Consider the following 26,122-nt stretch of genomic DNA (forward strand, 5'->3'; position numbering starts at 1 on the left):
GTCGGCTGAGGCTGTCAAAGGGTTGCGACGGTTTGCTTGCGCCGCGCCATCAGCGAGAGGAACGAATCGGCTAGGCGCCCGCCGGGCCGCTCAGCCAGGACGGTGGCGATCTCGACGAGCCGGCACAGCGCGTTGACCTGGCGCAGCTGCTCCGGTGTCCGCCCCCGGGCATCGAGCAGTTCCTCGCTCATCACCACGACCGCGAGCGCCTTCGCCCGGGAGACGGCGACGTTGAGCCGGTTCAGGTCATAGAGGAAGGAGACGCCGCGCGGTGCGTCCTCCGCGCTGGTCGAGTCATCGAGTAGAGGACGACGGGTGCCTCCTGGCCCTGGAACTTGTCCACGGTCCACACCCGGGCGCGGTCCGGGAGCAGCCGGCGGATCAGCGCGACCGCGCAGGTCGAGGACGCCGGAGAGTGGCTCGCCGCCCACCCACATGTGACGGTTGATCCGCCAGACCTTCTCGACGGCCTCACCCACAGGCAGTTGGACATGATCGAAAGCGGTCCGTGATGGCACGCGTGGGCCACTCGGAGGACCCGCTTCTGCGGCCGCCGGGCTTAGGCGGCCCTGGCCGTGCGCCCGCGGGGCCTAAATGCTTCGTCCTGCCCCAACGCCATGCAACCATGTGCTCGCTTTCGGTGATGGAGCTGTTCCAGAACTATCGGGTCGGGGGGCCGCGTGGATACGTGCCTTGGAGTTGGCTGCCTTGCTGGCCTAACGGATCCAACCGCTGAAAGGTCTCTGCGCATGTTCCGTCAGCCGAGCCGGACCAGCCATGATCGCGAACTCGATCGAGTCAACAGTCCAGCGGGTCGGGCCCGCACATGACTGTCGGCAGAGACGCGCGCGGGATGACCACCCTGACGGCTCTGAAGCTTGAACTTCAGGACTTGGCTGAGAGGACGGGGCGTATCCCGACTGCTGGCGAGGTGCAGGCGTTGCTGCGACGTCACGGGTTGGGCAGCGCAGTGCTGAGCGATCTGCTGGGAGCCTCCGGCATGGGCACGGGGGCAGCGGTGCCGCGAGCGGACGGACCGCGTCCGGAGCGCAATGGGCCCGAGCCCAAGCCAGCCCGAGGACTCGCAAGCCAGCCCATCAACGCATGGTCGACCAATGCGTTGCCCAGAAACTCCGACGAGGGACCGCCGGGGAACGGCACGGACCACTCAGTGGTCTCGGAGGTGATCAACGTCGATGCGTCCACGTCGGCCGAGATCACGGCTGATGATGAGAACTGGAACGACGAAGATCCTTTCTCATCGGGATCTTTGGCGCCTTCTCCGCCACGCCTGATTCGTGATTCTGCGGTGGCCCGCGTCGCGGCCGATCTCCAGGACGACTACAAACGGTCCGGCGCGCTGACCATGGTCGATGTGACAACGCTAGCCCAGCGGCGGGGCTTGTCGAGCGACGACATCGAAGACGTACTGCTATCACTGGCCGAAGCCGATGTTGAGCTGAGCGAGGAGAGGATTGAAGCCGGCTACGACGGATCCGGCGACCTCGACGGGGGCCGCGTCCGCCGCCAGATCGCTTCGATCGAGCGCGACCAGTTGGGCGCCTACTTGGCCGCGGCGTCGCGCATTCCTCTGCTTACTGCAGAGCAGGAAGTGCGCCTGGGACGGGCGATCCGTGCGGGGCAAGAGGCACTCCAAGCACTGGACGCCGACGTCGCCGCCTCGACCCTGCCTAGGTCACGATCCCGGCGCGCGGCGATCATCGAAGCCGGGCGCCAGGCTCACAGAGATCTGGTGAGCGCCAATCTCAGGCTCGTCGTCAGCATCGCGAAACTGCCTCGCTACGCACACTGCGGAGTCGAGCTGCCTGACCGGATCCAAGATGGCAACGCAGGTTTGATGCGGGCGGCAGACAAGTATGACGCCGAGCTGGGATACAAGTTCTCGACCTATGCGACATGGTGGATCCGGCAGCACATCGATCGAGGGGTCGGGGATCGCGGTCGGGCCATTCGCCTGCCGATCCATGTTCACGAGCAGGTGAAGAAGGTCCGGGCGGCGAAGGCGCGCCTCGAGGGGCAGTTGGAACGTCCCGTGACTCTCGGCGAACTGTCCTCCGACCTCGGAATGGAGGCAGGACGGGTCGCCGCTGTCCTGACTTGGTCCGAGCCCGTACTCAGCTACGACACCCTGATCGGCGACAAAGAGACCACCTCGCTACTGGACCTCATCAGTGGCGACACCGCGGACGTCTCGTGCGTCGACCCCGCCACCGTCATCCTGAGCCGTCAGCTCGAGAGCGACGTAGCGCGCGTGCTCGCCGCCGTACTCACCCCCCGTGAGGTCGAGGTGCTCAAGCGGCGGTACGGGCTCGACGGGCGAGACGTCTCGACCCTTGACGACATAGGCGACGACTTCGGTATCACTCGCGAACGCATCCGCCAGATCCAGGTCAAGGCCATGGAGGTGCTACAGGCCGATCCCCGCGTCGACAGCCTGTACGAGTACCTCGTAGATCACACGCTCAGAGACGCCGTGGCATCCCCTCTAGAACCGCGCGAGACACCTCCGCCCAAGCGTCGTTCAACGCCAGACCACCGCAGGAAGGCAGCTGAAGGTCTCCATGTCTGATTCGCAGACGTTCACCGACGCGGCCACGCGTTTCACCGCCTGGCTCGACCGGCAAGTCACCGTCGCCGGCCGCGGAGATGACACGGACCGCCTCGCGGTTGCACCGGCTTCGACCTTCTGGATGGGACGACTCGCCACGGAAGAGGAGGTGATGAACAGCGCTCTGGGACAGCGAGCCGAACGTCTCGAACCGTGCGCCATCGGCCTCCGGCTACGCCCCGCGGCTGCGGGACCATGGCACTTCAACGTGAGGGTCCAGGCCCGCGCATGGACCTACGAAGACCCCAAGACGTCGCCGGACCCGAACCGCCCCTGGGTACGGTCCGCAGGCATCGACGTACCGGTCACTGTCGATATCAACCCAGCACTCACACCGCTCCCCTTCGGCGCCGAAGCGCTACGCAATGCTTTTGCACGCGTAGGAGCGACAGGCCTAGCCGCCGAGATTCGGGTAGATGTCGAGACTTGGAACGGGGCACCCGAGCTGGTGGTGCAATTGGTCAACAACAGTCCGGCTCAGCACGCACAGCTGGAGGACACCCACCTCTACGAGACGGCCCTGCAAGTCACCGGCCTGGCAACCGTCCCGTTCGAGCTCGAGGCCCTGCCAGACAGTTTCAGGTACGACCGGGAGGTACCCGCCTATGGGATCAACGTAGGTGTGGCACTGCTAGGCGACGGAGGTTTCGGTACCACCGACACGGTCGAGGTCACCACCCGCCGACCGGAGTACTGGACGAGCGACGAACCGGCACCGGACCTCACCTTCGCGACGCTGTCCCGAGACCCGCTGCCGTCGCTGGAAGCCCTCGTCCAGGCCCTAAGCAACTACTACTCGGACCGTTGGGGGTCTCTGCTCGACGACCACCCTGAGTGGGACCAGCCAATGCGCGCCGAGGCGGACGACGCGCGTCGCACCGCGGCTCTGGAACTTGAGCGTCTGCAGCGAGGCCTGGAGCTGCTGAGTACCGATGAGACGGTCCGGCGGGCCTTCCAGTTGATGAACGACGCCATAGCTCACAGCGCGGCGGGTAAGTACGACAGCTGGCGCCCCTTCCAGGTCGGGTTCCTGCTCGGCGCGATCACCTTTCTCGTAGACGACGGCGAGGCTGCCGTCGTCGACACGGTCTGGTTCGCCACCGGCGGTGGCAAGACCGAGACCTATCTCGGGCTCCTCGTCACCGCAGCTCTTCACGACCGAATGACCGGCAAGACCAGCGGCGTGACTGCGTGGTCACGCTTCCCGCTCCGTCTGCTCTCGCTACAGCAGACACAGCGCTTCGCGGACGCGCTGGCCGGCGCTGAACTGGTGCGGCGCCGCGAGCGCATCAAGGGCGCACCCATCAGCTTGGGATTCCTGGTCGGGTCCAGCAGCACACCTAACAGGATCGTCAAGATGGCGAGACCTGAGACGGCTGACCTCGATCCCGACAGCCCTGGGATGCCCGACCGCTTCCAGATTCTCATGCACTGCCCCTTCTGCCGGAGCAGCAAGGTCGAGATGCACTTCGACCGACTCCTGTGGCGCCTCACCCACCGATGCAGCAATCCCGACTGCCCCTTGCCAGAACCGGCTCTTCCTGTCTACGTCGTGGACAGCGAGCTGTACCGGTACCTGCCGACTGTCGTGCTCGGAACCCTAGACAAGGCAGCCAGCGTCGGGATGCAGGCCGCTATGCGCGGGCTCGTCGGACCCCCCATAGCCCTGTGCAACGAGGCCCAGCATGGCTACACCTACACGCCCCGCTCGGCCACGCCCACCGGCTGCCTGGTCCCCGACTGCAACGCCGGCGTGCGCCCACTCCCAATGCCGGCCAACCGATACGCACCAACTCTGAGGCTGCAGGACGAGCTCCACCTACTCCGTGACAGCCTCGGGGCCGTCGACAGCCACTACGAGAGCTTGCTGGACCACCTTCAACACGAACTAGGCAACCGTCCAGCCAAGATCGTCGCCAGCAGCGCCACGCTGACAGGGCACGACCACCAGGTCGAAGTCCTATACCGGCGGAGCGGGCGGGTCTTCCCGACCCAGGGCCCTGAGGCCGGAGGCTCCTTCTGGACCCGAGCCGGTGAGATGCCACTGCGTCGCTTTGTCGCGGTCGCACCGCGGGGTGTCACGCTCGATCATGTCAGCGACCGGACGCTGGACGTCCTGCAGATCGCCGTCCGACGACTCGCCCGAGACCCTGGTGCGATCTGCGCCGAGGCCGGCGTGGACCCGGTGCACGCCGAACAACTGCTGTCCTACTACGGGACTGACGTCGTGTATGGCAGCACGCTCTACGACGTCGAGGCCGCCACCCGGAGCCTGACCAGCAACACCAGCAGTCAGGGACTTCAGGCGGTGCAGCTCACCGGAGGTACGGACTTCGACGAAGTTCGCGCCATCCTGGAGCGCCTCGAGCACCCCGAAGGCGATTTCTACGAACGTATTCACATTGTCGCGGCCAGCAGCATGCTCAGCCACGGCGTCGATGTCGCCCGCCTCAACGTGATGGTCATGCTCGGGCTGCCGCTCTCGACGGCGGAGTTCATCCAGACCACAGCGCGGGTGGGACGCACCTTTCCGGGTTTGGTCTACGTCCTGCACAAGATCGGTCGAGAACGGGACGCTGCAATCTTCCGCCAGTTCAACCAGTACGTGACCCATGGAGACCGGTTCGTGGAAGCCGTACCGGTCACCCGTCGGAGCCGACGAGTGCTGCGCCTGACGATGCCTGGCATTGTGGAGGCCCGTCGACTGGCCGTCATGGAACCGGCCTCACGCGGACGTCTCACCACGATCACGGCTCTGCGCCGGTACTTCGACGACGCCGGCATCGGTGCGGCCGACCAGACAACGGCGATCGCCTCGCTCCTCGGTTTCGACGGTCCGATAGACGAGACGCTGAGGGAGGAGATCAGCCGATGGCTGGACAACTGGTTCGCCAACCTCAACGATCCCGCCGGCACCCGGACCTGGCCCAACGAACTGGGCGCCTCTGCCCCCATGACGAGCCTGCGTGACGTCGAGGTCAGCGTGCCCATCCACGACTGATCCCCGCCCTCGCAAACCACGAGTCAGACCGGCGAGACGACTTCGCCGGACACCTCGCCGCACCACCGGTCCACGGTGACGCGCGCAAACGAAGGACAGAAGCGTGAGCGACCTCGGAACCCGCAGTGCCAGCCAGGTTCTGCGCACATTCCTGCCCCAGCAGACTGCCGATCTGCGGGGCGGCATCTACCGCGTGACCGACTGGCCGGGAGCAGCCCCGCTGAGCATCGACGATGCCAGCGTGCGTCGGCGTCTGCTACGCGAGATCCACTTGTGGGAGCAAAATGCCAACGACAGCGGGTTCGCCGCCGACCTCCGTCGTCAGCAGCGCCTGGAGGTGGTCGAACTCGACACAGGCCGAGGGGTGGCGGTCGAGCGATACCCGCGCGTCTGGCTGTGTCCCCGATGCAAGCGAGTGGGGCGGGACCACAACCGTCCCTGTGTGTGCGGCAACTCCCGATGGGGTCAGCTGCACTTCCTCGGCTTTCATGAGTGCGGGGCGGTAGGCGAGCCGCGTATTCCCCGCTGCCCCACCCACGACGAAGTCGAGCTCGTGGGTACGACCAGCACCCGGACCTCGGACCTGCGCTTCGTTTGCCCGCGATGTCATCTTCAACTTCAGAAGGGGCTAGGTTTCCAGCAGTGTCAGGGCTGTCGGCAAGGCGGCCTGCACTGGAATGTCCACAAGGCCCGCACCGCTTACACGCCACGCGGCATGGTGATGGTCAACCCCGCTCGACCTGAGCGGATGCAGGCCCTTGGAGCAGCCGGCGGACCAGCGAAGGCCCTGGATTGGGTTCTGGATGGCATGCAAGCACACAGTCCGACCACCGTCACCGGGCTGCCTTCCGCCTCCGAACTTCGCGCTCAGTTGCTGGCCAACAACATGGCCCCAGCAATGGTCGACGTCCTCGTCCAGCAGGCCGCACAGATGGGCCAGCTGGCGCAAGCTAACGCTTCCACTCCGCTGGACACCGCGCCCACCAACCGAAGGGAGGCGGTCGAGCAGGAGGCCGTCGACATCGCTCTCGCACTAGGCGAGGCCCGCATGACTATCTCCCACCTCACCGCCAGTCCCGGCAGCATGCTGGCAAACCGGTACGCGAACGACTACCCAGCTGCCATTCAGAGGGCCGGGCTCGCAGGGGTCGACCTTGTCGAGAGCTTTCCCGTGTTGAACGTCATGTATGGCTACACACGTGGGGACAGCGATCCAGCCAGCTGCCGCCTGGTGCCCTTCCGGCACCCGAAACGCGAGGGCTACCGGCTCCTAGGTGACCTCGCCGAAACTGAGGCCCTCCTGGTCCGACTCGACCCGCTCCGCGTCGCCCGCTGGCTCACCGCTCGAGGGCACGGGCTGCCGGGCTGGTCACCTGGAGACGAGGACGCACGGCAGGTACGCGCCGTGATCGCGGCTGCCAGCGACATCCCTGGCCCCGGCGACATGCCCGCCACCCCCACCGTCGGAGCCGACATTCTCACCTTGGTGCACAGCTACGCCCACCGCATGATCCGTCAGACCGCCGTCTTCGCCGGCATCGACCGCGACGCACTCAACGAGTACCTGGTGCCCAGCCACCTGGGCTTCTTCCTATACGCCTCGCCGCGGGGCGACTTTGTGCTCGGAGGCTTGCAATCGGTTTTTGAGACCAACCTCGACCAGCTGCTGGACACGGTCACCACGGCCGAATCCCGCTGCCCGCTTGATCCGGGCTGCGCTCGCGGCGCGGGCGCCTGCAGCGCGTGCCTGCACCTAGGCGAGACCTCCTGCCGCGCCTATAACACCTTCCTGGACCGTCGAGGACTATTCGCCGCTGGCGGCTACCTGCGATAGCACACCGTCCGCTCACTGCGCGGTCACCAGCTCCCCAGTGAGGCTTGCCGGCGAAAGCTCTCGCCTTCGGCTGAGTCGGAAGTCAACGAGGGGGCTCCCCGTCGACCTGTCGACAAGCTGTCACCGCGCGGGCTCTCTCACCAAGTCTCGAAGGTTTCCGGCCGCCAGCAGGTCTGCGAACCGGCGGGTGATCTGACTGGCGAATGCCGAGTCGTCGACTAGTACCCCGGCTTCGAGGTTCTTCTCCACCGCTGCGTACGAGAGGTTCGCGCTCGTGACGAGCGCTGCGCGGTCGTCGATGACTAGGACCTTCGAGTGCTGCATCCGAGGCTGTCCAGTGTCAGTATCGTGAAGACCCAGAACGCGGGCACGCGGAACTGCATCACGGATCGCTTCGGCGCAGTCGACTCGTTGGCTGACATCACAGACGACGGTGATCTCTAGACGTCTCTGCGCCGCTCGCTTAAGCGCCTGCACGAACGGCGCACTCGCCGAACCGGAGTACGTGGATGCCAGCACAGAAACCTCGGCATCGTCGATCAGACGGACCACGGCGGCCGTCGTCCTCACTGAGTCGCCAGGCAGCTGAGGTCCGCTCCACACGAGCGTCGGTGGCGACGGCGCCTTGTCGGCAGTCGAAGCGATGACTCTCAGGGTTGCTGCCACAGCCTCCCGACTGCCGAACGCGCTCAACACCGCGGCCACGTGCTCCTCCGCTGCCACGCGCTTCTCCGGGGCGAGGGTCCGCACCGCGCGCCGGGCGACGCCGTCGATCGCCAGGCTGTCTGCCACCCTCCGGAGCTCAGTAGGAGCAAGGAGCTCGCCAAGGGGCTCCAGCTTTGCCAGGCCCGCTGCACTCACGTCGTCAGACCGTCCAGCAGCCCACTAACCCCCAACGCGGTCGCCTGGTCTCCGAAGAGCGTCAACACGAACCGGCGGTCGAGAAACCTGTTGGCGTTGTCGCAGGAGGTCTCCGAGAGGAACGTGCAGAAATGGCACGCCGCACCGTGGAGGAAGTCCTCCTGCCCCCGCGGAACTCTGTGGGAGCACACAGGATCGGAGGAACAGCGTGACGCCCGCGTCAGGGAGCGAGTGACGAGTCGCTCCATGGCCTTTCGGGCGGACTGTTCCACGAGGCCACCGAGGGTCCCGTCACTGTCCGGAGACGTCGTGGAGATGAGGAATCCGGCTGCCGGCTCGTGATCGTCAGTCCTACGCCAAGCGTAGATACGCTCGCTGAGCGAAGCGGAACCGTAGCCGGCGTCGAGGGCCATCTGCCGAATGACCAGATGAGCCAGGGTGTGGGTGGCCCAGTAGCGGGGCGGCTCAAGGCGGCTATCCGGATCGGCGACCGCAGCAGAGCTGCTCGTGCGCCGCCTGACGTTACGCCAGTGCGCCTGCCGATGGGCATCCCAGAGCGCGGAGTCGAGGATCATCTTCTCCCAGGGGCCGACGACGTCCTCGCGGAGGCGGATGAACACTCCTTCTCCGTGGTCTTCTGTCGCGGGAACCCAGCGCGGCTCCTTGCGCGCCAACGGAGCAAGACGCTCTGGCGCGTCCCCGATGCGGTCGAAGGCATCGATTCGCGTGAAGCCGACGAACGCGTTCACCTTCTTCAACCGATCGACAGCCGCCACCGTCTCGATGGCCGGAGTCAGGTTCGTAGCGACGTCTACATCCCGAATCCGGAAGTCGCTCTCACGGGCGTGCTTGGCGAAGTCCGCTGGGCGAATGAGTGTTCGCCACTCTGGCGCCCGCAGTTCGATCGGGCTATACGGCGTCGTGCGACCGTTGTCCTCGATTCCCTCAGCGGCGAGTTGGAGGGCCTCCCAGACGACCGCATCAGAGACGTCCGACAGGTCGAGGCCGTTCTTGAGGACGAACATCTTGAACATCGGCACCACGGCCTCCGTGGTGACCATCGTCCGCAGTTCGGCCGAGACACCTTGCAGCCGCGCAGCGACGTCGGCTGGCTTGAGCTCCTTGCTCTCCGGGACGACGAGGAGGCTGATCGTGGCCGGGAACCACTGGTTCGCCGCGCCAAGGAGCATGAGCTTCGTCTCGGCCGTGCACTTCTCGAACGTCCCGAGGTGGGGATGACGGCCGCGGCAGTGGGGCATCCGTTCGGCCCCTGCCTTTCCGGTTAGTTCCCGCATGCTTCGCGTCGACCCGCACGCGACACAAGTGACACGCACCTCGGGACCGATGTTGCTGCGCCACTCGAGCATCCGCAGCCTCGTGGCGGGATTGACGCCCTGTGTCTTGTTGCAGGTCCAAGTTCCGCCCTGCGAGCCGTGGACGAAGGCGGTGTACGGGAACTCATCCAGATGACCATTGATGCACGCAACGAGATACCTCGCGGGCACGGCCACGCTCTCGCGCGGCTTGCCCTTGCCGTTGCGGCCTCTGCACTGCCTGTGGACGAAACGGGCTTGGTCAGGACGCATGCCGATCGTGTTAAGGAATGTGAAGACGCCGCCATCGCCCTCGTACGGTGCGAGGCGATCGCACCCCGTGCAGCGCAGCCATCGAGGAAAAGCAACAGCGGGGACTCCCAGCCTCGGTACCTCGCGGGGCCCCACTTCCTGCCGCGGGGGGCGACGCAGTTCTCGAATCTGACGGCCCAACTGTGCTTTGACGGCTTCGATGAGCCGTGGCTCGAAGATCTGGAGGGCTCCACCCATCTGCGCGTACGCCCGCTCCCAGGCGTCAAGGCCCTGCGGCATGACCGCGATGTGCGGCAAGTCCACAGACGCGCCGATTCCGGCGGTGTAGAGCAGGGCGGTCGGTCGCACCGAACCGACGCGGCCAAAGTTCTTCGGCTTCACTTGGTCCTGGTGCTCGAACGGATCAACGATCTCCGCCGTGGCCACGTAGGTCACCGAGCTGTCGGGCTGATTTGCCTTCTCAGTGCCGGGGTTCGTGGGGGCTGCCTCGGTCACGCGTCTACCTCCGACGGGAAGACCCACGCTGGCGCACCCGGCGGGTCCGGCTCCGCGACGCGGTCACCGTACGAACGGACGATAAGGCTGATTTCCGGCTGGACCTCGCGCATCGAGTTGGCAACGCGCAGGTACATGTCGTCGCCGAATGCAGGGCCGTCCTCGGGGCTCACGAGGAGGCCTCCCGGCCCCGTGTAGTCGATGTCCGGCACAGCCTTCGCCTTCTTGTACCAAGCGTCGAGTCGACGAGTGAGCTTGTTCTTGATCTCTTGGACGCGGTCGTCCGCGTCCGAGCCAGCTGCCCGGCGGGCGATGACCTCGACCAGGTTCTGGAGGGTGCTGAATCGAGAGGTGATGCTCCAGGCCCCGGCTTGCGGGGAGAACGAAGCCGTCCGGCCAACATCCAAGACCCGAGCGATGGACACGAGCACGCCGGTCAGGCCGCGCTCCAGGGAGCTGTCCGAGTAGGGAGTGACGGACAGAGCCTCTACGTGGGCGTAGAACGTTCGGTGGTCGTGCTCGAACTGCTCGTAGTGCGCCATGTCGCGCGGCCGAGAGCGGTTGGCAAGCGTGACCACGAGCCCAGGCTTGTCCGCGACGCGTCCGACGCGGGAGGAAGCCTGGATGTACTCCGCCGTGTTCTTGGGCTGCCCCACGACGAGCATGAGGCCGAGACGCCCGACGTCTACCCCGACCTGGAGCATCGACGTCGCGAGGACGACGTCGTAGGGCCGTTCTCCGGCTCGCTTCGGAACAGCCTTGTCTGCCTTCCGGAGAGCGGCGTGGTTGTTGTGCGCCTGCGTCGTGTCCCAGTCCTCGTCGAACGGCGCTGACAGCCGGTCGAGCGTCTTGGTGATGTCCGTGGAAGAGACTCGCGAGGTCAGCTCGCCGATCTCCAGACCCCAGGTACCGCGACGCGGGTATCCACTGCCCTTGTCCGGGTTGGTGATCCGCGTCGTGACGTCGTCGTCCAGGTAGCGCCGCATACCAGCCAGTTCGCGAGTGGCACTGAAGTAGCCGACGAGCGTCATGTACGGGTCGGCAACGTCGTGATGCTGGTCGAACAACTTCTGTCCCGCCAGTAGCAGGATCTCGCTGACACGGATTTCGGCCAGGGTCAGCTTGGCTCCGTGCGCGCAGACACCCAGATATCGACGGCCTGGATGCTCGGCCGAGACGGGAACTTCCTTCGAGAAGTACGTGTCTGAGATGTCGACGACCTGAGGAGGAAAGATCTCGACGCCTCGTCCGTACAGACGCAGCACCTGATTCTCGGCGTTCCGGCTGGTCGCCGTTGATGCCACGACCATGGGGCGAACTGGATCGGCAGTTGCGACGTCGGCGCCCCTTTGCCAACTGCACAGGGTGTCGACGGCCACCTCGAAAAGACCCACTGCGGTGCCGAGGGCGCCCGTGATGAGGTGCAGCTCGTCCTGGATCACCAGGTCCGGAGGTCGGAGACGAGGGGCGGCTTGGACCGTCACCTTGGGCAGGGCGCCGCTTGCGTTGTGGCTGGTGCCCGTACATACGGCAACAGGTGTGTCCGGGTGGCGGTACCCGTGACGCGGACAGCGCTGCGCGACATGCCCGAAGAGGCTGGCTGCCTGGCCCTCACGAGCGATGCGGGCGAACTTGTCGACCGTCGCCAGTAAAAAGCTGGGCGGATACCGGTAGATCTCCTCGTCAACTGTGAGGACCGGCAGACCGTCTTCGACCGTGCCACCTTCGGCGAAGGGGCATTCCGTGCCGAGCCTGGCGCCGCAGTGAACGAGCACGCGGCGCCTGGCCTTGTCGAGACGGATGTGCTGTTTGGGCGAGATGGGCGACCCGCACCAGGGACAGCGCTGCAGCTGGAGAACGGTGACTCCGTACGGGCGACCCTCACTGGCTACCGCGGCGCTGATCTGCTCCTCTGCCTCGGTGAATGACTTGGGACTGACATTGCTGCCTACCCAAAGTCCAATCCTGAACGGCTCCGTGCCCCACGCCTCGGGGTCTTCGCGTCGGATCAGCTCGGCCGCGCAGACGAGCGCAGTGGCGCGCTGGAACTGCTGAGTGGTGAGCAGACGCAGGGTGTACCGCATGAGGACCGCGACGCCATCGCCACCGTCGAGCGGCCCGTCCGGGGACTGGACCACGCCCTGACGCCGTCGGATCGCGAAGGTGTACGCCGCTAGCCCGAGGTAAGCCTCCGTCTTACCGCCCCCGGTCGGGAAGAAGAGCAGCTCCGCACGCGCAGCCTCGCTGCTGCGCCGAGGGGACGTCGGATCCGTCAGCGCGGGAAGCTGCATGAGGATGAAGCCGATCTGGAAGTGCCGCCACGACGCAGCAGCCTCTCCTTTGTCGGAGACCTTCTTGGTCGCAGCGGCGATGCTCAGCGCTGCATCCTCAGATCTCGCCTGGGCGACCTGACTGTGCACGCGCTGGTCGGCCATGACGCGGTTCATGAACTGGAAGGCGCGGAAGGCGTCCACATCCGAGCCGAGCAGCGCGAGACCTTCCTCCAGGCGATCGGCGGCGGCGGTGGCGTCTTCGATGGCGATCTCGCCGACGGCACGGAGGTGCTCCGGAAGCCCCCTGACGTCTGCCTTCCGCTTGATAAGCCAGTCTCGGTAACCCGCAAGCAGAGGCGCAAGCCCTTCGATCACCTCGGGCTGCGACGCCGATGCCAAGTTCTTCATGGAAAGCTCGGTCCCCTCAACTCCTGAGGGGATCGTCTGCGGAATCTCCGCCTCGGGGACCCAGGTCGTCTTGACGCGGTTGGCTGACCGGGAGCCCTCGGCGAGATCACGCTGCCAAACACCGTCAGGCGAAGGAGGGACCGTGCTCCACGTCGCGGAACAAGTCCTGCCGATCGCGAACTCAAGCCGGTCGCGGTAGAGCAGCTCCAGTCGCTGCTCTTCCTCATCCAATCCGACAGTCAATGACTTGAGAGGGTCGTGGATCGCAAGGAACGCATCGCTGCTGTCCGAGGCTGCGACCTCGAGCTCCGCCTGAAAGAGCCACTGGCGTGGCGGCAGATTCCCATCCGTCACGCGCCGGTTCTGCAGGGCAACCTCGACGATGAGGGTGCCATCACCATCTGCCAAGACCTCGACGCTCAGGGACACCTCGACGGAACCGGCGTACTCCAAGACAGGTAAGTCGAGGTTAGCCCCGGGAACCAACTGACCCGTGGCGACAGAGACCGCGTACTCATGAGGGGTGCGGTCGTAGTAGGTGCGCGTGTAACCGTCCTCGTCCATCTCCCGGCGCGCGGCGTAAGCCCCCCACCGTGCGATGAGCGTCAGTCCCGAGCCGCCTGGGGCGATTCGGAATCGCAGTCCCATCGACGAGGGAGCGATCAGCTTCGACGCCGGCCCCTTGTCGTCCGCCTCCTCCGGATCGTCCGACTCCGTCACGTCGAGGTCGGGAGCCTCCGGGACTCCTGGCGTGTCCTCGTCGACGACGGTGAGCAGTGGTGCCTCCACGGCTCGCAGGTCCGACAAATTGGCAGTAGCTGAGAAGTCCGGACTCTCGACAGGCGCTGTGCTGTCGACCTTGACCGGGGCTAGGGCACCCGCGAGGTAGCGCCCGCGCGGATTTCCGACAACCGTTTCCGCCGGACCACCCCACGGTCCGACCAGATCGTTGACAAGTAGGCGATGCAGCTCGTTACGGACATCCACCGATGTCGCCATCGTACTGCTCATTCGCCCATCCCTTCGAGGTCAAGCTCATCGGAGTCCTCGATATCCATTTCAGCGTCACCGCTTTGCGACACGGCGCGCCGGTGATTCTCCTCAAGAAGGCGGTCGAGCAGCTCGACGCGCGCTGCAGGGTCGATGGTGAAACGCTCCACCCCTCGGTACGCGTGGAATCCGTGGTTCAGCGGAACATCCGACCATCCATAGGCGTCGAGAACGGCATGGTCCAATGCCACATGGATGTCGCGCAGAGAATTTATATCGGGCTCACTAAGACAATCACGGTCATTGATGAGGTTGTACAGCTTTGTAAGTCCGACACTACGTCGAAGCATCACGGCGCGACGCCTCGCCTCAAGAGTTTCGCCGGCTGCCTCAAGAGTCGGCCCACTGGCAGGCCTTGCGAAGGTCTCAAAGATGGAGCTCGGCGTATAGGTGGCATCCGTGCGCATTGTCGTGCCATACTTGATGGCCCAAGCTTGATGCAAGCTAGAGAACAACACGGCGCCCGATCCAGGGGTCAAAGCGAACACAATAAGCTTGGCGTCGAGGACCTGTCCGGTCGGAACAGCGACGGGCATCAGCGTCCGGCTTACCTGCGCAATGGCGAGCACTCGATCGAACTCGCGAATGGCACCGTAGAGACCTGGCCTTGCATTCCAGTACTTCCACCACTCGTTGACCATCCGAGGGTATCGCGTGGCGTCCTTCGTGATCCGCTGCCCCCTTACCGAACCCTCAACTATTTCCCAGGGCTCGCGGTAACTGCGCGCCTCCTCTTCGGTCCGCTCTTTGAAGTCGATCACCCACCTGCTCGCCGAGGAGTCCGGTCGTCCATTGAGATCCTCGCCATTGAGATATGGGAGCACGACCTCGGAATTCCGCTCATCTCTCGCAATAAGTTCCTTTGCTCGCATTGGCGTGAGCACGAACCCGCGACCGAGAATGATCGAGCCCTGAAATGCGACACGGACATTCTCGGCCAACCGCGAGGGTTGCCCCTTAACTCTCCCCTCCGCCTCCAGGAGGGTAGAAATTGCCGGCACGATCACTCCGTCAGCAACTCGCTGAGTTCCAGCCGCAAGCTCGCCTTGCGTTGCCCAAATGGCCGCGTATTCGAGATTTGCACCACGAGCCGGCCAAGTCGCGCTCCGGATCGTCCGTCGCAGAGTGAATCCATGGACGACAAGCCGGTCGAGGCCGACTTCCCGAGTGTCACCTTGAGCGATCGTGTTCGTGGCGATGAGCCCGAGCTGGCCACGCTTATCGGCCAGCAGGGAGGCGGCGCGGAGAAAGAAGTACGCAACGAGATCGGCATTTCCCGACGTACCGCCGGCGAGTTGATTGACCAACCAGAGGCGCAAGTTTTGACCCATCGCTGGGCTGATCTTCTTGCCGCCGAGAAACGGTGGGTTGCCGATCACAGCGTCGAAGCCGCCGTGCTCGATCATGACGTCCGGGAATTCGATAATCCAGTGCAGTGGTTCCCATCGTTCATAGTCGGTTTGCACACTGGGAGTCAGCCCTTGCTCGAGGATTCGGTCGAGAGCGCGGCGATCACCCCCCTCCCCGGCCGGGAAAGCATTCATGAGCGCCAGGGAGAGCGCCTCATACTTGGCGTCAAGCTGCCTTCCACCCTTGCCGCCCATGATCAACCCCGCGGCGATGATTCCGTCGCCGACGGACCGCAAGACCTGGTTGTTCTCCTCCAACTGCGCGAGCAGTGCGCGCTTGGCTCTGGTGGACCGCATGCTGTCCGCCTCGGAGACGGTTGTGGAGAGCTGATGGCGCACCTCCGTCGCTCTACGGATCGCGGAGTCGACGTCAACGGTGAATCCGGGATTCCGGAGGCGAGTTGCGCTGGGGGCGATGTGCAGGCCGCGGAGCTGGCGCAGCTCGGTGAGACCGAGCAGCGAATTGCCGCAAAGGATCTTGTCGTCGACGAAGGAGAACGGGCGATCGGGATCGAGGGACACGAGCCAGAGCGACAACTTGCACATCTCGACGGCCATCGGGTTGATGTCCGCCCCATAGAGGCAGTGCGCGATCACTTCACGGATGGCCTCGACTCGGTGGTGACGCCTCTCCTCGGCGGTGGAGTCCTCTTGGCCGATTCCCTCCCTGTCCCATGCCTCGAGCAAGCGATCAGCGAGGTATCGCGCTGCTGCAACCAGGAATGCTCCAGAGCCGACTGCGATGTCCACGACCTTGAGGTCGAGCAGTTCGGAGGCGGAGATCGGCACCCATTCGGTTGTGTTCGCCGTCAGCAGCGGCCCTGGCGAGTAGACGAGGGGTTCAAGGGCGTGGTGGACGACCTCCTCCGCCAGCGACCGAGGTGTGTAATGCGTGCCCGACGTAGCCCTCGACCGTGTCTCCACCACCACGAGTCCACCGGCTGGGACCACGTATGGCAGACCGCGAGGGTCGAGTCGCATCAGCTTGTAGTAGCCGATCAGCTCGTCCACCAGGGCACCGTCACCAACGACCGGTCGGAGCCGGCGTCGAGCCTCGTCCTGGACCGCGATGTCGCCGCTCTCGGCGTAGGCCTTGGCGAGCTGGCGCACTGTGCGACTCTTCGCTGCCGGCTGATGCTCCTTCACCCAGGCAACTAGACGCTCGGCGAAATCGTCGGGGTCCTCCTCCGCTAGGTCATTGAGCTCGTGAAGCGTCTCTAGTGCCACCTCGGGCTCGGACCCGTTCTCCGGACCTTGGAGGCCAACGACGAGCTCGTCGGTATACCGAGCGGAATACCCGAGCAGACCCTCGTAGACGTAGCCAATCTGCTCGACGTCGAGGTCGCGAAAGGAGACCTGCCGGTCCTCTCCGTTGACGTCGACGTGCTGGACGGATCGGAGGACGTGGTACATCGCCCGGTCGTCGACGAGCACCTGCAGCCCGCCGCTGACTTCGTTCACCGATGTGAGCCACGGGAACCGGTCCGGGTCGAAGAGGGACCCACCGTAGGCCGGCATGCGGAGGTCCTCGAACGTCGCCCCTTCATACAGCGCACGGGTCGTTGCGAGCAGACGGTGCCACGTGTCGAAGGTCGCCCCGAGCGCCTCGTCCCCCTCCACACCAACCGCGTGACGGCGGCGCTCGTCGAGGCGGTCGAGGACGTCGGAGATCCCGTATGCCTCGCGATAGAGCTGTTGGGTCGGGAGCAGCTCGTTCGCCTCGGCGAAGAGGAGGAAGACGGTCCGCATCATGGAGGTGACGGCGGCGTCGTAGACCTCATGCGCGTTGGCCGGCAGAGGCGAGGCCGAGCCATCCGCAAGGGCGCGCAGGTGGGACGCGGAGAAGGACTGGACGAGCAGTTCCACGGACGCGCGGACCTGGTTGCCCAGCGCGTCGGTGATCTCTTCCGCGCTCGCCATGCTGGCGTCGAGCAGTGCGTCGAGTCGGCGCTCCGGGGCTCCACCGGCGAGGGACGTCAGCCGGGCCAGCGCCCAGAAGGCGTCACGCAGATCGGGTTCTTCACGGAAGAGTGCCCCGTCGAAAGTTCCTGATCCCGTGCCACCTTGGGCGTTCTGCCAGACGAGCGACCACCAACGTCCGTCGGTCACGATGGCCACGGGCGCTCGGGTGCCGCCATTCTGGCCGGATGCACGGAGCAGCGCTGCAGCACGGTCGATGGCGCTCGCCGTCCATCCATCGGCTCCTGGTGCGGCGAGATCCTCCGTCGGGTCTACCACCAGAACGACAGCCGCCCGGACACCTCCCGCGTCGAGTGCGCCCGAACTCTGGACCGTCACCGAGCCATCCAGGTTCGTCGCGGTGACGGCGGCGCCCGGATCCGTCCGGTAGTACTCCCCCCACTCCAGCACCTCGGTCAGGAATGTGCGGACCCATACGTCGCGCTGGCTGAGGTACTCGACCGAGGTCGTGACGTCCGCGCGGCCCTCGGCGCGCATCGACTGCGTCCACGCTCGCTCCCAGTCGCCGAAGCCGGACCGGAACGCCTCGCGGACGTTGTCGACGGCGTCGTCGGGCCGTGGCAGTCCAGCCGCGAACTGAGCCTTCAGCGCGGGCCGGGACAGGAACGGGCCGTCCGTCAGCACAAGTTCCAGCCATGCGAACAGGTCTTCCGTACGACGACGAGGCCGACGCGGTCTCACGCTGCCACCTCCGCATCATCAGGGGTGAGGGCGAGGACGAGTGCACCGATGAAGACGTGCGGCACAGGACGCGCATAGCGGGCTCGCACGGCTATCTGCTCGCGCGCTCGCTCCTCGGACAGGACGCCGAGGCGGCGCTGCACCTCACGGATGTCGCGACGCCGCTGCGCAGCGCTCCCATCCGGCTCGAAGAGAGTTTCCTCGGCCTCACGAGCCTCTCGTTCCATACGGGCCAGGGAGCGCGTGAGGGTCTGCTCGAAACGCTGGAAGATCCCATCCACCCGTGACAGGTCAGACTCCAGACGGGCATCGAGATCCGTCACCAGCTCGCGCACACGGCGTTCAGTACGCACGCCTACCGAGCGCTCGACGCGGCCTCGCAGGCCCTCGGGCTCGTCCGCCTCCGCATTCCAACGCTGGACGATCGCCCGCAGAACTGGCGTCGGCACCGGCATGAGATGGTCACCGTCCAAGGTGGCGGCCAGGAGTTCCTCGGACAACTCCCCGCCGAGCTCCTGCCGTCGACGCAACCGGGTTCCTGCTAGGAAGACCTCCTCGTGCAGTCGAACACCACTGGCGCCCACCAGAACCAGCCGCGCGACCGCGGCGGCGAACGAGTCCTGCAGCCCCGGGACAACAACCGCAGTGACCCGGTGGATCGATGGCACCGGCTGCCAGAGCTCCTGACGCAGCGTGCGGGTGGCGAGCTGGACCAGCGGATGGCCGAGGTGGGCGTGCACGATGTCCGTCCGGCCCGCCAGGACGACGTCGCCGTCGAAAGTGATAGGGCGACGCTTCCCGGTCAGAGGATCGTCCAGATCCGCCGTCGCGAGCTGCCACGTCGGTCCGATGCTCCGGGGCACCTCTAAAACCGCAGCATCGCTGCGGTCGTCACCGACCTCAACCAACTGCGGCTGGTGCTGCAGGACCAGCGCGGTGTCAACTACCCGGCGGACGTTGGCGGGGTGGAGATGGAGTCGATCGCGGACGACACTCAGTTCACCGGCGATCCGCGTCAGCTCACCGGAGAGCCGTCGTTCGCCCTTGAGCATGTCGTTGACGGCCTTCTGCGAAGCGTTCGCGGCCGCGCGGGCGGGGCGAGCCGCCACCCGGCCGAGAAGCTGACGTTCGACGTCCGGCGCGAGCACCGGATTGGCAGATCCGAGGTCTGCCCGGACGTTCTGCATCTTGTCTGTGAGGCGCTTCAGGAGGTCCATATCCCGGGCAAGGGCGGAGGCTCCACTCCCCGCGGGGACGAAGTGCCATGCGATGGGAATGTCGGTCTGCCCGTAGCGATCGATCCGGCCGATGCGCTGCTCCAAGCGGTTGGGGTTGAACGGGACGTCGAAGTTGACCATGCGATGGCAATAGTGCTGCAGATCGATTCCTTCGCCAGCCGCATCCGTGGCTAGCAGAAGGCGGACCGGATGTTCCGACGGGTCGGCGTTGAACCGGCGGCGAATGTCTTCACGGTCCTCTTGAGGCGTCTGCCCATGGATCACCGCGAGCCGGCTGGAGTCGTAGCCGACGCCCTCGAGCACCGCCTGGATCCACTCGAGCGTGTCCACGTACTCGGTAAACACGACGACGCGCTCGTTGGACCACGTCCCATCGGGTCTGGTGACAGCGTCCAGGAACGTCATCAACGTTCGGAGACGTGAGTCCGGGGACGCCTCGTAACCCTCCCCCCACGAGATCAGGGCTTCGAGGTCATCCGCGTCTCGCTGCGCCAGATCCGGCAGCGCTCGTCGCGTGTCGAGCAGTGTGTCGAGCTCGAGTTGAGACGAGCGGCCCTCCTCGTCGTCGGAGGAGTTCTCCCCCATGACGTCGTCGTAGTCCGGAAGCTCTGGCTCGCGGCCGTCTCGCCGCGCCTCCAGGTACGCGCTGGCGGTCTTGGCGAACGCCCAGGGCGAGGACAGGAAACGCTTCTTGAGCAGGAGCGCCGCGATGTCGGATGCATTCGACTGCCCCGCCCGGGCGGCCCGCTCTCGCCGTTCGATGAGCTGGACGAGTCGTTGGTAGGCCTCAGCCTCGTCCTCGTTCGGGGAGAAGGGCAGGGCCCTCACCTCGCGCTGATGAAAGCGCTCGTCGTGCAAATCCGTCTTGAGCCGGCGAACCGCCACCTCGCCGAGGGCGACATGGTCGATTTCTGCGCCGCGAGCGAACCGGTGATCGTCCACCATCTCCAGCAGTGCGGTGAACGATTCGTGGTATCCGTTGTGCGGGGTAGCGCTCAAGAAGAGGCGGTGTTCGGACATGCGAGCGAGCTCCCGCACAGCCACGGTCCGTTGGGAGTCCACGGCGTAGACGCGCTTCTCGGAAGTCCTCTGCGGCGCCGACGGCGCGACGTGGTGCGCTTCGTCGACGACGAGGACGTCGAACGCGAACCCGTCCGTCGCCCTCCGCTGACGAGCGACGTCGAATGCTGCTTGGAGGAGCCGTTGGGCGCGAGCAGTAGGCAACCAGGACATCGAGACGATGACCCGTGGGAACAGGACGAACGGGTTCGCGTGGACGCCGTACCGCCGGCGGACATCCCGCATGCTCTCCGAGCTGATCACCTCGAACGAGAGACCGAACTTCTCCGCCATCTCATCGCGCCACTTGAGCACGAGGCCGGCTGGGCAGACGACGATCACCGAGCGTGCACGGTGCCGGAGCAACAGCTCTTGGACGACGAGACCTGCCTCGATCGTCTTCCCGAGACCGACATCGTCTGCGAGCAGCAGGTTCGTCCGGGGCGCTGCCAGAGCACGTCGCAAGGGCTCCAGCTGATAGGGCTCCACCGTCGCACCGCTGCGGAACGGCGCCTGATAGGCCGCCGGGTCCGCTGAAGTGACCGCTCCCCAGCGCAGGGCGTCGACGAAGGCCGCGAGGGTCGCAGGATCGTCGATCTCGGCGTCGTCGAGGGTGTGCGGCAGACCCTGTTCGGGGACGAGATTGGTTCCGCTCTCGATCTCCCAGACCACGCGCAGCTCGTCGCCGAATCGGTCATCACCCATTGCCTGCAGTGCGACCGCGTGCTGGAGCCCTGCCGCGCCGTCGTCCGCGGACGAGCGCGGAAGGCCCTGGGGAGTTACGTCTGTGACTACCCAGCGGGCTCCCCGCACGTCTACAAGCTGGCCCACCTCGGGCAAGGGTGCCGCAGGCATGATCAATCGCACTCCTTACGGATCGTGTCCGAACACTAACTTCACGTTGCCCGAAGTTGTGAACGACGCACGAGAGGTTCCCCTCGGCGTGGCAGCCTGGGCACGTGGCAGCGAGGACTCCCCAGCCTGGACCGCATCCCGGATCAACGAGCGCCGAGATGTCCCGCCGTATGAGCAACGTGAGAAAGCGGGACAACGGACCTGAGATGGCCGTGCGCCGGCTGCTGCACGCCGCCGGGCTCCGCTACCGAGTGGCCTGGCCAGTGCCGGGGCAGCGACGGCGGACCATCGACATCGCCTTCACCAAAGCGCGGCTGGCGGTCTTCATCGACGGGTGTTTCTGGCACGGGTGCCCGCTGCACGCGACGTCTCCCAAAGCCAACGCAGCATGGTGGGCGGAGAAGATCTCCACGAACCAGGCACGGGACGTTGACGTGACCGCTGAGTTGGAGCAGATGCGATGGACCGTGATGAGATTCTGGGAGCACGAGCCGCCCTACGACGTCGTTGCCTGCATCGTCGCCTTTCTCGAAGGCCATGCGGCAACTCAGGGTGCCGTGACCTCCACGTGCTCATCCAAAGCGGCCATGAAGTCGGCCGAGTAGCGCAGACTGCTGCGGCGCAACCGGTCGCGGAAGCCTTTCGTCGCCCTGTGCGACAGCGGCTCGTCACCAAATTGCTCCAGGACGTCGGCGAGGTGCACGTAGTCAGTTGCCGGCGATCGTGGCCATGCGGACACCGAGACATCCCATGTCTTGCCTCCGGCATGACACGCTGCAGACGGCCACGGTCGACCGTCGACTCGAAGGGTTCGAGCGATGTCGTCCGGGCACGGAGCCTCACGCGCTAGCAGTCCCTCACCGATCCAGCGGGCCACTGGCACGCTCACCGCATTGCCTACGAGCTTCCAGCGATCGCGCACGGGAGCACTCGAGGTCCAACCTGCGGGGAAGCCTTGCAGTACTTCGGCCGCTTCGATCGAGGGACGAACGATTCGCCTCCCCGGGTCGCCTCCGCACATCCACACTGCGGGCGGGCTCGGGATGCTCACGGTGGTCGAGCCCTTCAGCGTTGGAACGGCGTCGATCGCCCAGCCAGTCCCTCGATTGCCTTCGGTCCAGTAGAAGCCGTAGGAGCTTCCCCTCTCAGCACCCAGCGCGGCGCCGTCCGGGTCTTCGGATGGCGCGTCCTCGCGAAACAAGACGGCTGCCGGATCATGCACCGCTGACGCGAGCAGGTAGACACGCTTGCGTCGCTGGGGAAGGCCGAAAGAGCGCGAGTCGACGGTGCGGTACGCCCAGTCGTAGCCAGCAGACTCCAGGGAAGCGGTGATCTCCTGAACAGCCGCGCCTCGCCTCAATCTGAGCATGTTGGGCACGTTCTCGATGAGCACCCACTCCGGCTGCGACGTCCGGAGGAGCTGGAGCACGTGCCGGATGAGGCCCGACGCGAGGCCCTCTAGACCTGAGGTGCGCCCCGCCTGAGAGAGGTCGGTGCAGGGAAATCCAGCGGTCACGATCGTGGCGTCACGCAGATCGCGCAGCCCGATTACGTCCCCGTTTAGGTCGGCGTCCTGGAACCGCTTCGCAAGCACGGACCTCGCAGGCTGCCACCACTCATACAGCTCCGACGGCTCGTCGACACCCGCCTGCTGGAGTCCCAGCTCCATGCCACCGATCCCTGCGAAGAGACCGACGATCGAGTGGGACACGGGAGAACACTCCCACAGACTCCGCGACGCGCACAGGTCCGGCACACCGGCCAGGCAGCGTGCTGCGACACCGTCTCAGGCGTTTCGCCTCGGCGCTCCTCGTTGCTCGACGAGCGCATTCGGTACAGGCTCCGACCGTGAGCGGAGCCGTCTCGGAGCACTACGTCAGAGCAGCCGCACTCGAGTGGCTGAGCAGCGTGACACTCGACGGAACCATCCCGGTCAGCCGCGCCCAGCTGCGGGACGACTTCCGCGTCAGTGGCGACCGATTCCCGCTCGTCGACGCTGGACGTGGCATCCGACGCCCGAAGGGTTGGTCGGCGGCGTTGAGCATTCTCACAGCGGCGCCCGAAGGTGCACCCTCGCGGCCGTACGACGACTCGGAGGGTGCCGACGGTCTCCACAGGTACAAGCTCCGTCGAGACCACCGCGGCGCTGCCGAGAACGAGGGGCTTCGTCACGCGATGCTCGAACAGGTGCCGCTGATGTGGTTCTACGGCATCCGGCCCGGGATCTTCCAGGCGATCTTCCCTGTGTACCTGATCGGCGAGGAGCCGGAGCACTCGCAGTTCGTCATGGCGTTGACCGAGGAACAGCGGCAGATCCGCCCGGGCAGCCGCGTCGAGGAGACGCTGCGAAAGTACCTGCTGACGATGACGCGACGACGTCTGCACCAGCCGGTGTTCGCGGGGCAGGTCATGTTGGCCTACGAGACGAGGTGTGCCGTCTGCTCGCTCAACCACAGGGAGCTCCTCGACGCTGCCCACATCATTCCCGACAACGATCCGCGGGGCGCACCGGTGGTCGCGAATGGACTTGCCCTGTGCAAGTTGCATCACGCGGCCTACGACAAGAACATCCTCGGGATCCGACCGGACTACACCGTCGAGATCCATCACAGGCTGCTCCACGAAGTGGACGGGCCGATGCTCCGTCACGGTTTGCAGGAGCACCACGGCCGGCCGCTCATGCAGGTACCCGCTCGCAGGGTGGACCGCCCGGACGCCGACCGCTTGATGGAACGCTACGAAGCCTTCCTCGCAGCCTGATCACGCCAGCGCAGATGATTTCCCTTGGAGCCCAGACATCGTGAAAGCTGACGCCCTGAATCCCCGCGAACTGTTCGGGGCGACCGTCCACTACGAAATCCCCGCCTTCCAACGGCCGTACGTCTGGACCGAGGAAGACCAGTGGGCGCCACTCTGGGCCGACGTGCGGCGAGTTGCGGAGAAGGTGGTCCTTGCGTCAGACGACGAAGCAGCCGAAGGAGCGGGCGGGCACTTCCTCGGGGCCGTGGTCTTCAAGGCCAAGCCACCCATCGCCGGCGACGTAACCCGCCACTTGGTCATCGACGGTCAGCAGCGCACGACGACGCTCCAGATCCTGCTCGATGCGGTGCACGCGGCAGTCCTTGACCGAGGCCATGAGGATGAGGCCGAGGCACTCGAGGAGTTGATTCTCAACAAGGCGAAGCGGTTCGCCGGAAAGCCGGAGCGCTTCAAGCTCTGGCCGGCCCGTTCGGATCGCGTTGCCTTCGAACATGCAATGACTGACGACCACGGCGACTGGGCTGGTGACGACCACCTCATTGTCGAGGCGCACCAGTTCTTTCGAAGCGAGGTCCATGACTGGCTGCTCGGCGTCGTACCCGAGGGCGACGAGGAAGTCGGCGACGAGAAGGCGCGAGTCCGCGCCCTCGCGGACGTCATGCAGACGCGTTTGTATTTGGTTGCTATCAACCTGACAGCTCAGGACGACGACCAGGTCATCTTCGAGACGTTGAACGACAGAGGGACACCCCTTCTCAAGGCCGACCTGATCAAGAACTGGGTGTTCCAGGTCGGAGAGCGGGTCCTCGCCGACGTTGAGATCTGGCCTGAGCGCTTCTGGACAGATTTCGACGATTCGTGGTGGCGCGAGGAGATCTCGCAGGGCCGGCACAACCGATCGCGGATCGACATCTTCCTGCAGTACTGGCTGACCATGCGAACCCGCGACGAGGTCGTCACCGAGCAGGTATTCCGCGAGTTCACGAGATACGCGCGACCGCGCATGACCGATGCCGCGTCCGCGGAGAAGCTTCTGAGCGAACTCCGGCGGGATGCGGATACCTTTCGCAACTTCGGACAGCAAGCGACCGACTCGGCCGGAGGCCGCTTCTACAGGCGCGTGGTCGAAGCGCTAGAGCTGGCTTCCACCACGCCGGTGCTGTTGTGGATGCTATCGGAGAACCACGCCATTCCCTCGGACCAGGTCTCCAAGGCTCTGGATGCGCTGGAGAGCTGGGTGGTCCGACGGACGCTGCTGCGCCGCACCATGAAGGACGTCAACCGCTTCATGGTGGCCATCCTCGGCACGCTCGACGGAGTCGACGAATCCAAGGTCGGGGACGTCGTCCACGGGTATCTGGCGATCCAGAGTTCGGACGCACGGACCTGGCCCACTGACGCGGAGGTCATCACCGGACTCCCGCAGGTGAAGCTCTACGGGAACGTGCGCCAGTCTCGGCTTCGCGTCGTGCTCGAGGCCCTGGAGATGCAATTGCGCAGCGGTCTGCACGAGGACGTTCCGCTCCCATCAGGACTCCAGGTCGAGCATGTGATGCCCCAGGCATGGCGGACCTACTGGGACACCACCCTGAAGCTCTCACCAGAGGCGGCGGCTGAGCGCGACCGGCTGGTCAACACGATCGGCAATCTGACACTCGTCACGTCTGGGCTCAACGGCACCCTGTCCAACCGACCGTGGACCGACTCCGAGACGGCAGCCGTCGTAAAAGCTACCGGCGACCTAAAAGGTATAGGCAAACGCTCGCTCATCAGCAAGTTTAGCTTGCTAGCGCTGAGCAAGGACATCGTGGAGAACCACACCGAGAGGTGGAGCGAGAGCGATATCGAGTCTCGCTCCGAGGCGCTGGCGCGCGGACTCTGCCAAGTATGGCTTGGACCGCCGTCCTTGGGATCCCCAACATGAGCCCGTGCCAGTCTGCAGCTTCGGCGACGAGTCCATCAAACTAAAGCACGCCCGACCATCCCGGTTGGGTCTTGCTTCG

General features: G+C 65.5%; 13 protein-coding genes. 6 read left to right on the forward strand and 7 right to left on the reverse strand.

Features of this window, described 5'->3' with window-relative positions; genetic code table 11:
* Nucleotides 1-14: 14 nt before the first annotated feature.
* The gene (locus tag GGQ55_RS26600; protein ID WP_246323738.1) at nt 15-479 is read right to left on the reverse strand and encodes a hypothetical protein; all 465 of its coding nucleotides are present in this window, start codon (nt 477-479) and stop codon (nt 15-17) included.
* A 374-nt stretch (nt 480-853) separates the two neighbouring features.
* On the opposite strand from GGQ55_RS26600, the gene GGQ55_RS00980 reads away from it, so the two are divergent.
* The 3 genes from GGQ55_RS00980 to GGQ55_RS00990 all read left to right on the forward strand — a co-directional run bounded on the left by GGQ55_RS00980 (nt 854) and on the right by GGQ55_RS00990 (nt 7,464).
* Nucleotides 854-2,590, forward strand: a complete 1,737-nt coding sequence (locus tag GGQ55_RS00980; RefSeq protein ID WP_179714703.1) for a sigma-70 family RNA polymerase sigma factor — start codon at nt 854-856, stop codon at nt 2,588-2,590.
* Nucleotides 2,583-5,630, forward strand: coding sequence for a helicase-related protein (locus GGQ55_RS00985; protein WP_179714704.1), 3,048 nt, complete (start codon nt 2,583-2,585; stop codon nt 5,628-5,630). The genes GGQ55_RS00980 and GGQ55_RS00985 overlap by 8 nt, the downstream gene beginning before the upstream one ends.
* Nucleotides 5,631-5,733: 103 nt before the next feature.
* The gene (locus GGQ55_RS00990; protein ID WP_179714705.1) at nt 5,734-7,464 is read left to right on the forward strand and encodes a DUF8724 domain-containing protein; all 1,731 of its coding nucleotides are present in this window, start codon (nt 5,734-5,736) and stop codon (nt 7,462-7,464) included.
* Nucleotides 7,465-7,584: 120 nt separating this feature from the next.
* Here the strand turns inward: GGQ55_RS00990 and drmC are convergent, their stop codons facing one another.
* Genes drmC through drmD form a run of 5 tightly spaced genes read right to left on the reverse strand, consistent with a single transcriptional unit; the run spans nt 7,585 to nt 21,359 of the window.
* Nucleotides 7,585-8,325 (reverse strand): DISARM system phospholipase D-like protein DrmC, encoded by a 741-nt coding sequence (drmC, locus tag GGQ55_RS00995; RefSeq protein ID WP_179714706.1) that lies wholly within the window; start codon nt 8,323-8,325, stop codon nt 7,585-7,587.
* Nucleotides 8,322-10,406, reverse strand: coding sequence for a DrmB family protein (gene drmB, locus GGQ55_RS01000; RefSeq protein WP_179714707.1), 2,085 nt, complete (start codon nt 10,404-10,406; stop codon nt 8,322-8,324). The genes drmC and drmB overlap by 4 nt, the downstream gene beginning before the upstream one ends.
* Nucleotides 10,403-14,086 carry a DISARM system helicase DrmA gene (gene drmA / locus GGQ55_RS01005; RefSeq protein ID WP_218859110.1) on the reverse strand — a complete coding sequence of 1,228 codons (3,684 nt, stop codon included), beginning with the start codon at nt 14,084-14,086 and terminating at the stop codon, nt 10,403-10,405. The genes drmB and drmA overlap by 4 nt, the downstream gene beginning before the upstream one ends.
* A gap of 8 nt (nt 14,087-14,094) precedes the next feature.
* The gene (locus GGQ55_RS01010; RefSeq protein ID WP_218859111.1) at nt 14,095-18,207 is read right to left on the reverse strand and encodes an Eco57I restriction-modification methylase domain-containing protein; all 4,113 of its coding nucleotides are present in this window, start codon (nt 18,205-18,207) and stop codon (nt 14,095-14,097) included.
* Nucleotides 18,204-21,359, reverse strand: a complete 3,156-nt coding sequence (gene drmD / locus GGQ55_RS01015) for a DISARM system SNF2-like helicase DrmD (protein ID WP_179714709.1) — start codon at nt 21,357-21,359, stop codon at nt 18,204-18,206. The genes GGQ55_RS01010 and drmD overlap by 4 nt, the downstream gene beginning before the upstream one ends.
* Before the next feature lie 158 nt (nt 21,360-21,517).
* On the opposite strand from drmD, the gene GGQ55_RS01020 reads away from it, so the two are divergent.
* Nucleotides 21,518-21,964, forward strand: a complete 447-nt coding sequence (locus GGQ55_RS01020) for a very short patch repair endonuclease (RefSeq protein WP_179714710.1) — start codon at nt 21,518-21,520, stop codon at nt 21,962-21,964.
* Here GGQ55_RS01020 and GGQ55_RS01025 read toward each other — a convergent pair.
* The gene (locus GGQ55_RS01025; RefSeq protein ID WP_218859112.1) at nt 21,907-23,070 is read right to left on the reverse strand and encodes a DNA cytosine methyltransferase; all 1,164 of its coding nucleotides are present in this window, start codon (nt 23,068-23,070) and stop codon (nt 21,907-21,909) included. The two genes, GGQ55_RS01020 and GGQ55_RS01025, sit on opposite strands and share 58 nt — an antisense overlap.
* A 137-nt stretch (nt 23,071-23,207) precedes the next feature.
* Here GGQ55_RS01025 and GGQ55_RS28145 point away from each other — a divergent pair, with 137 nt between their 5' ends.
* Nucleotides 23,208-24,119 (forward strand): HNH endonuclease, encoded by a 912-nt coding sequence (locus tag GGQ55_RS28145; RefSeq protein ID WP_218859113.1) that lies wholly within the window; start codon nt 23,208-23,210, stop codon nt 24,117-24,119.
* 40 nt (nt 24,120-24,159) lie between these two features.
* Complete coding sequence (locus tag GGQ55_RS01035) at nt 24,160-26,043, forward strand: DUF262 domain-containing protein (protein ID WP_179714711.1); 1,884 nt, start codon at nt 24,160-24,162, stop codon at nt 26,041-26,043.
* The last annotated feature ends 79 nt before the right edge of the window (nt 26,044-26,122 follow it).

The sequence above is a fragment of the Petropleomorpha daqingensis genome (assembly GCF_013408985.1).
Lineage (GTDB): Bacteria > Actinomycetota > Actinomycetes > Mycobacteriales > Geodermatophilaceae > Petropleomorpha > Petropleomorpha daqingensis.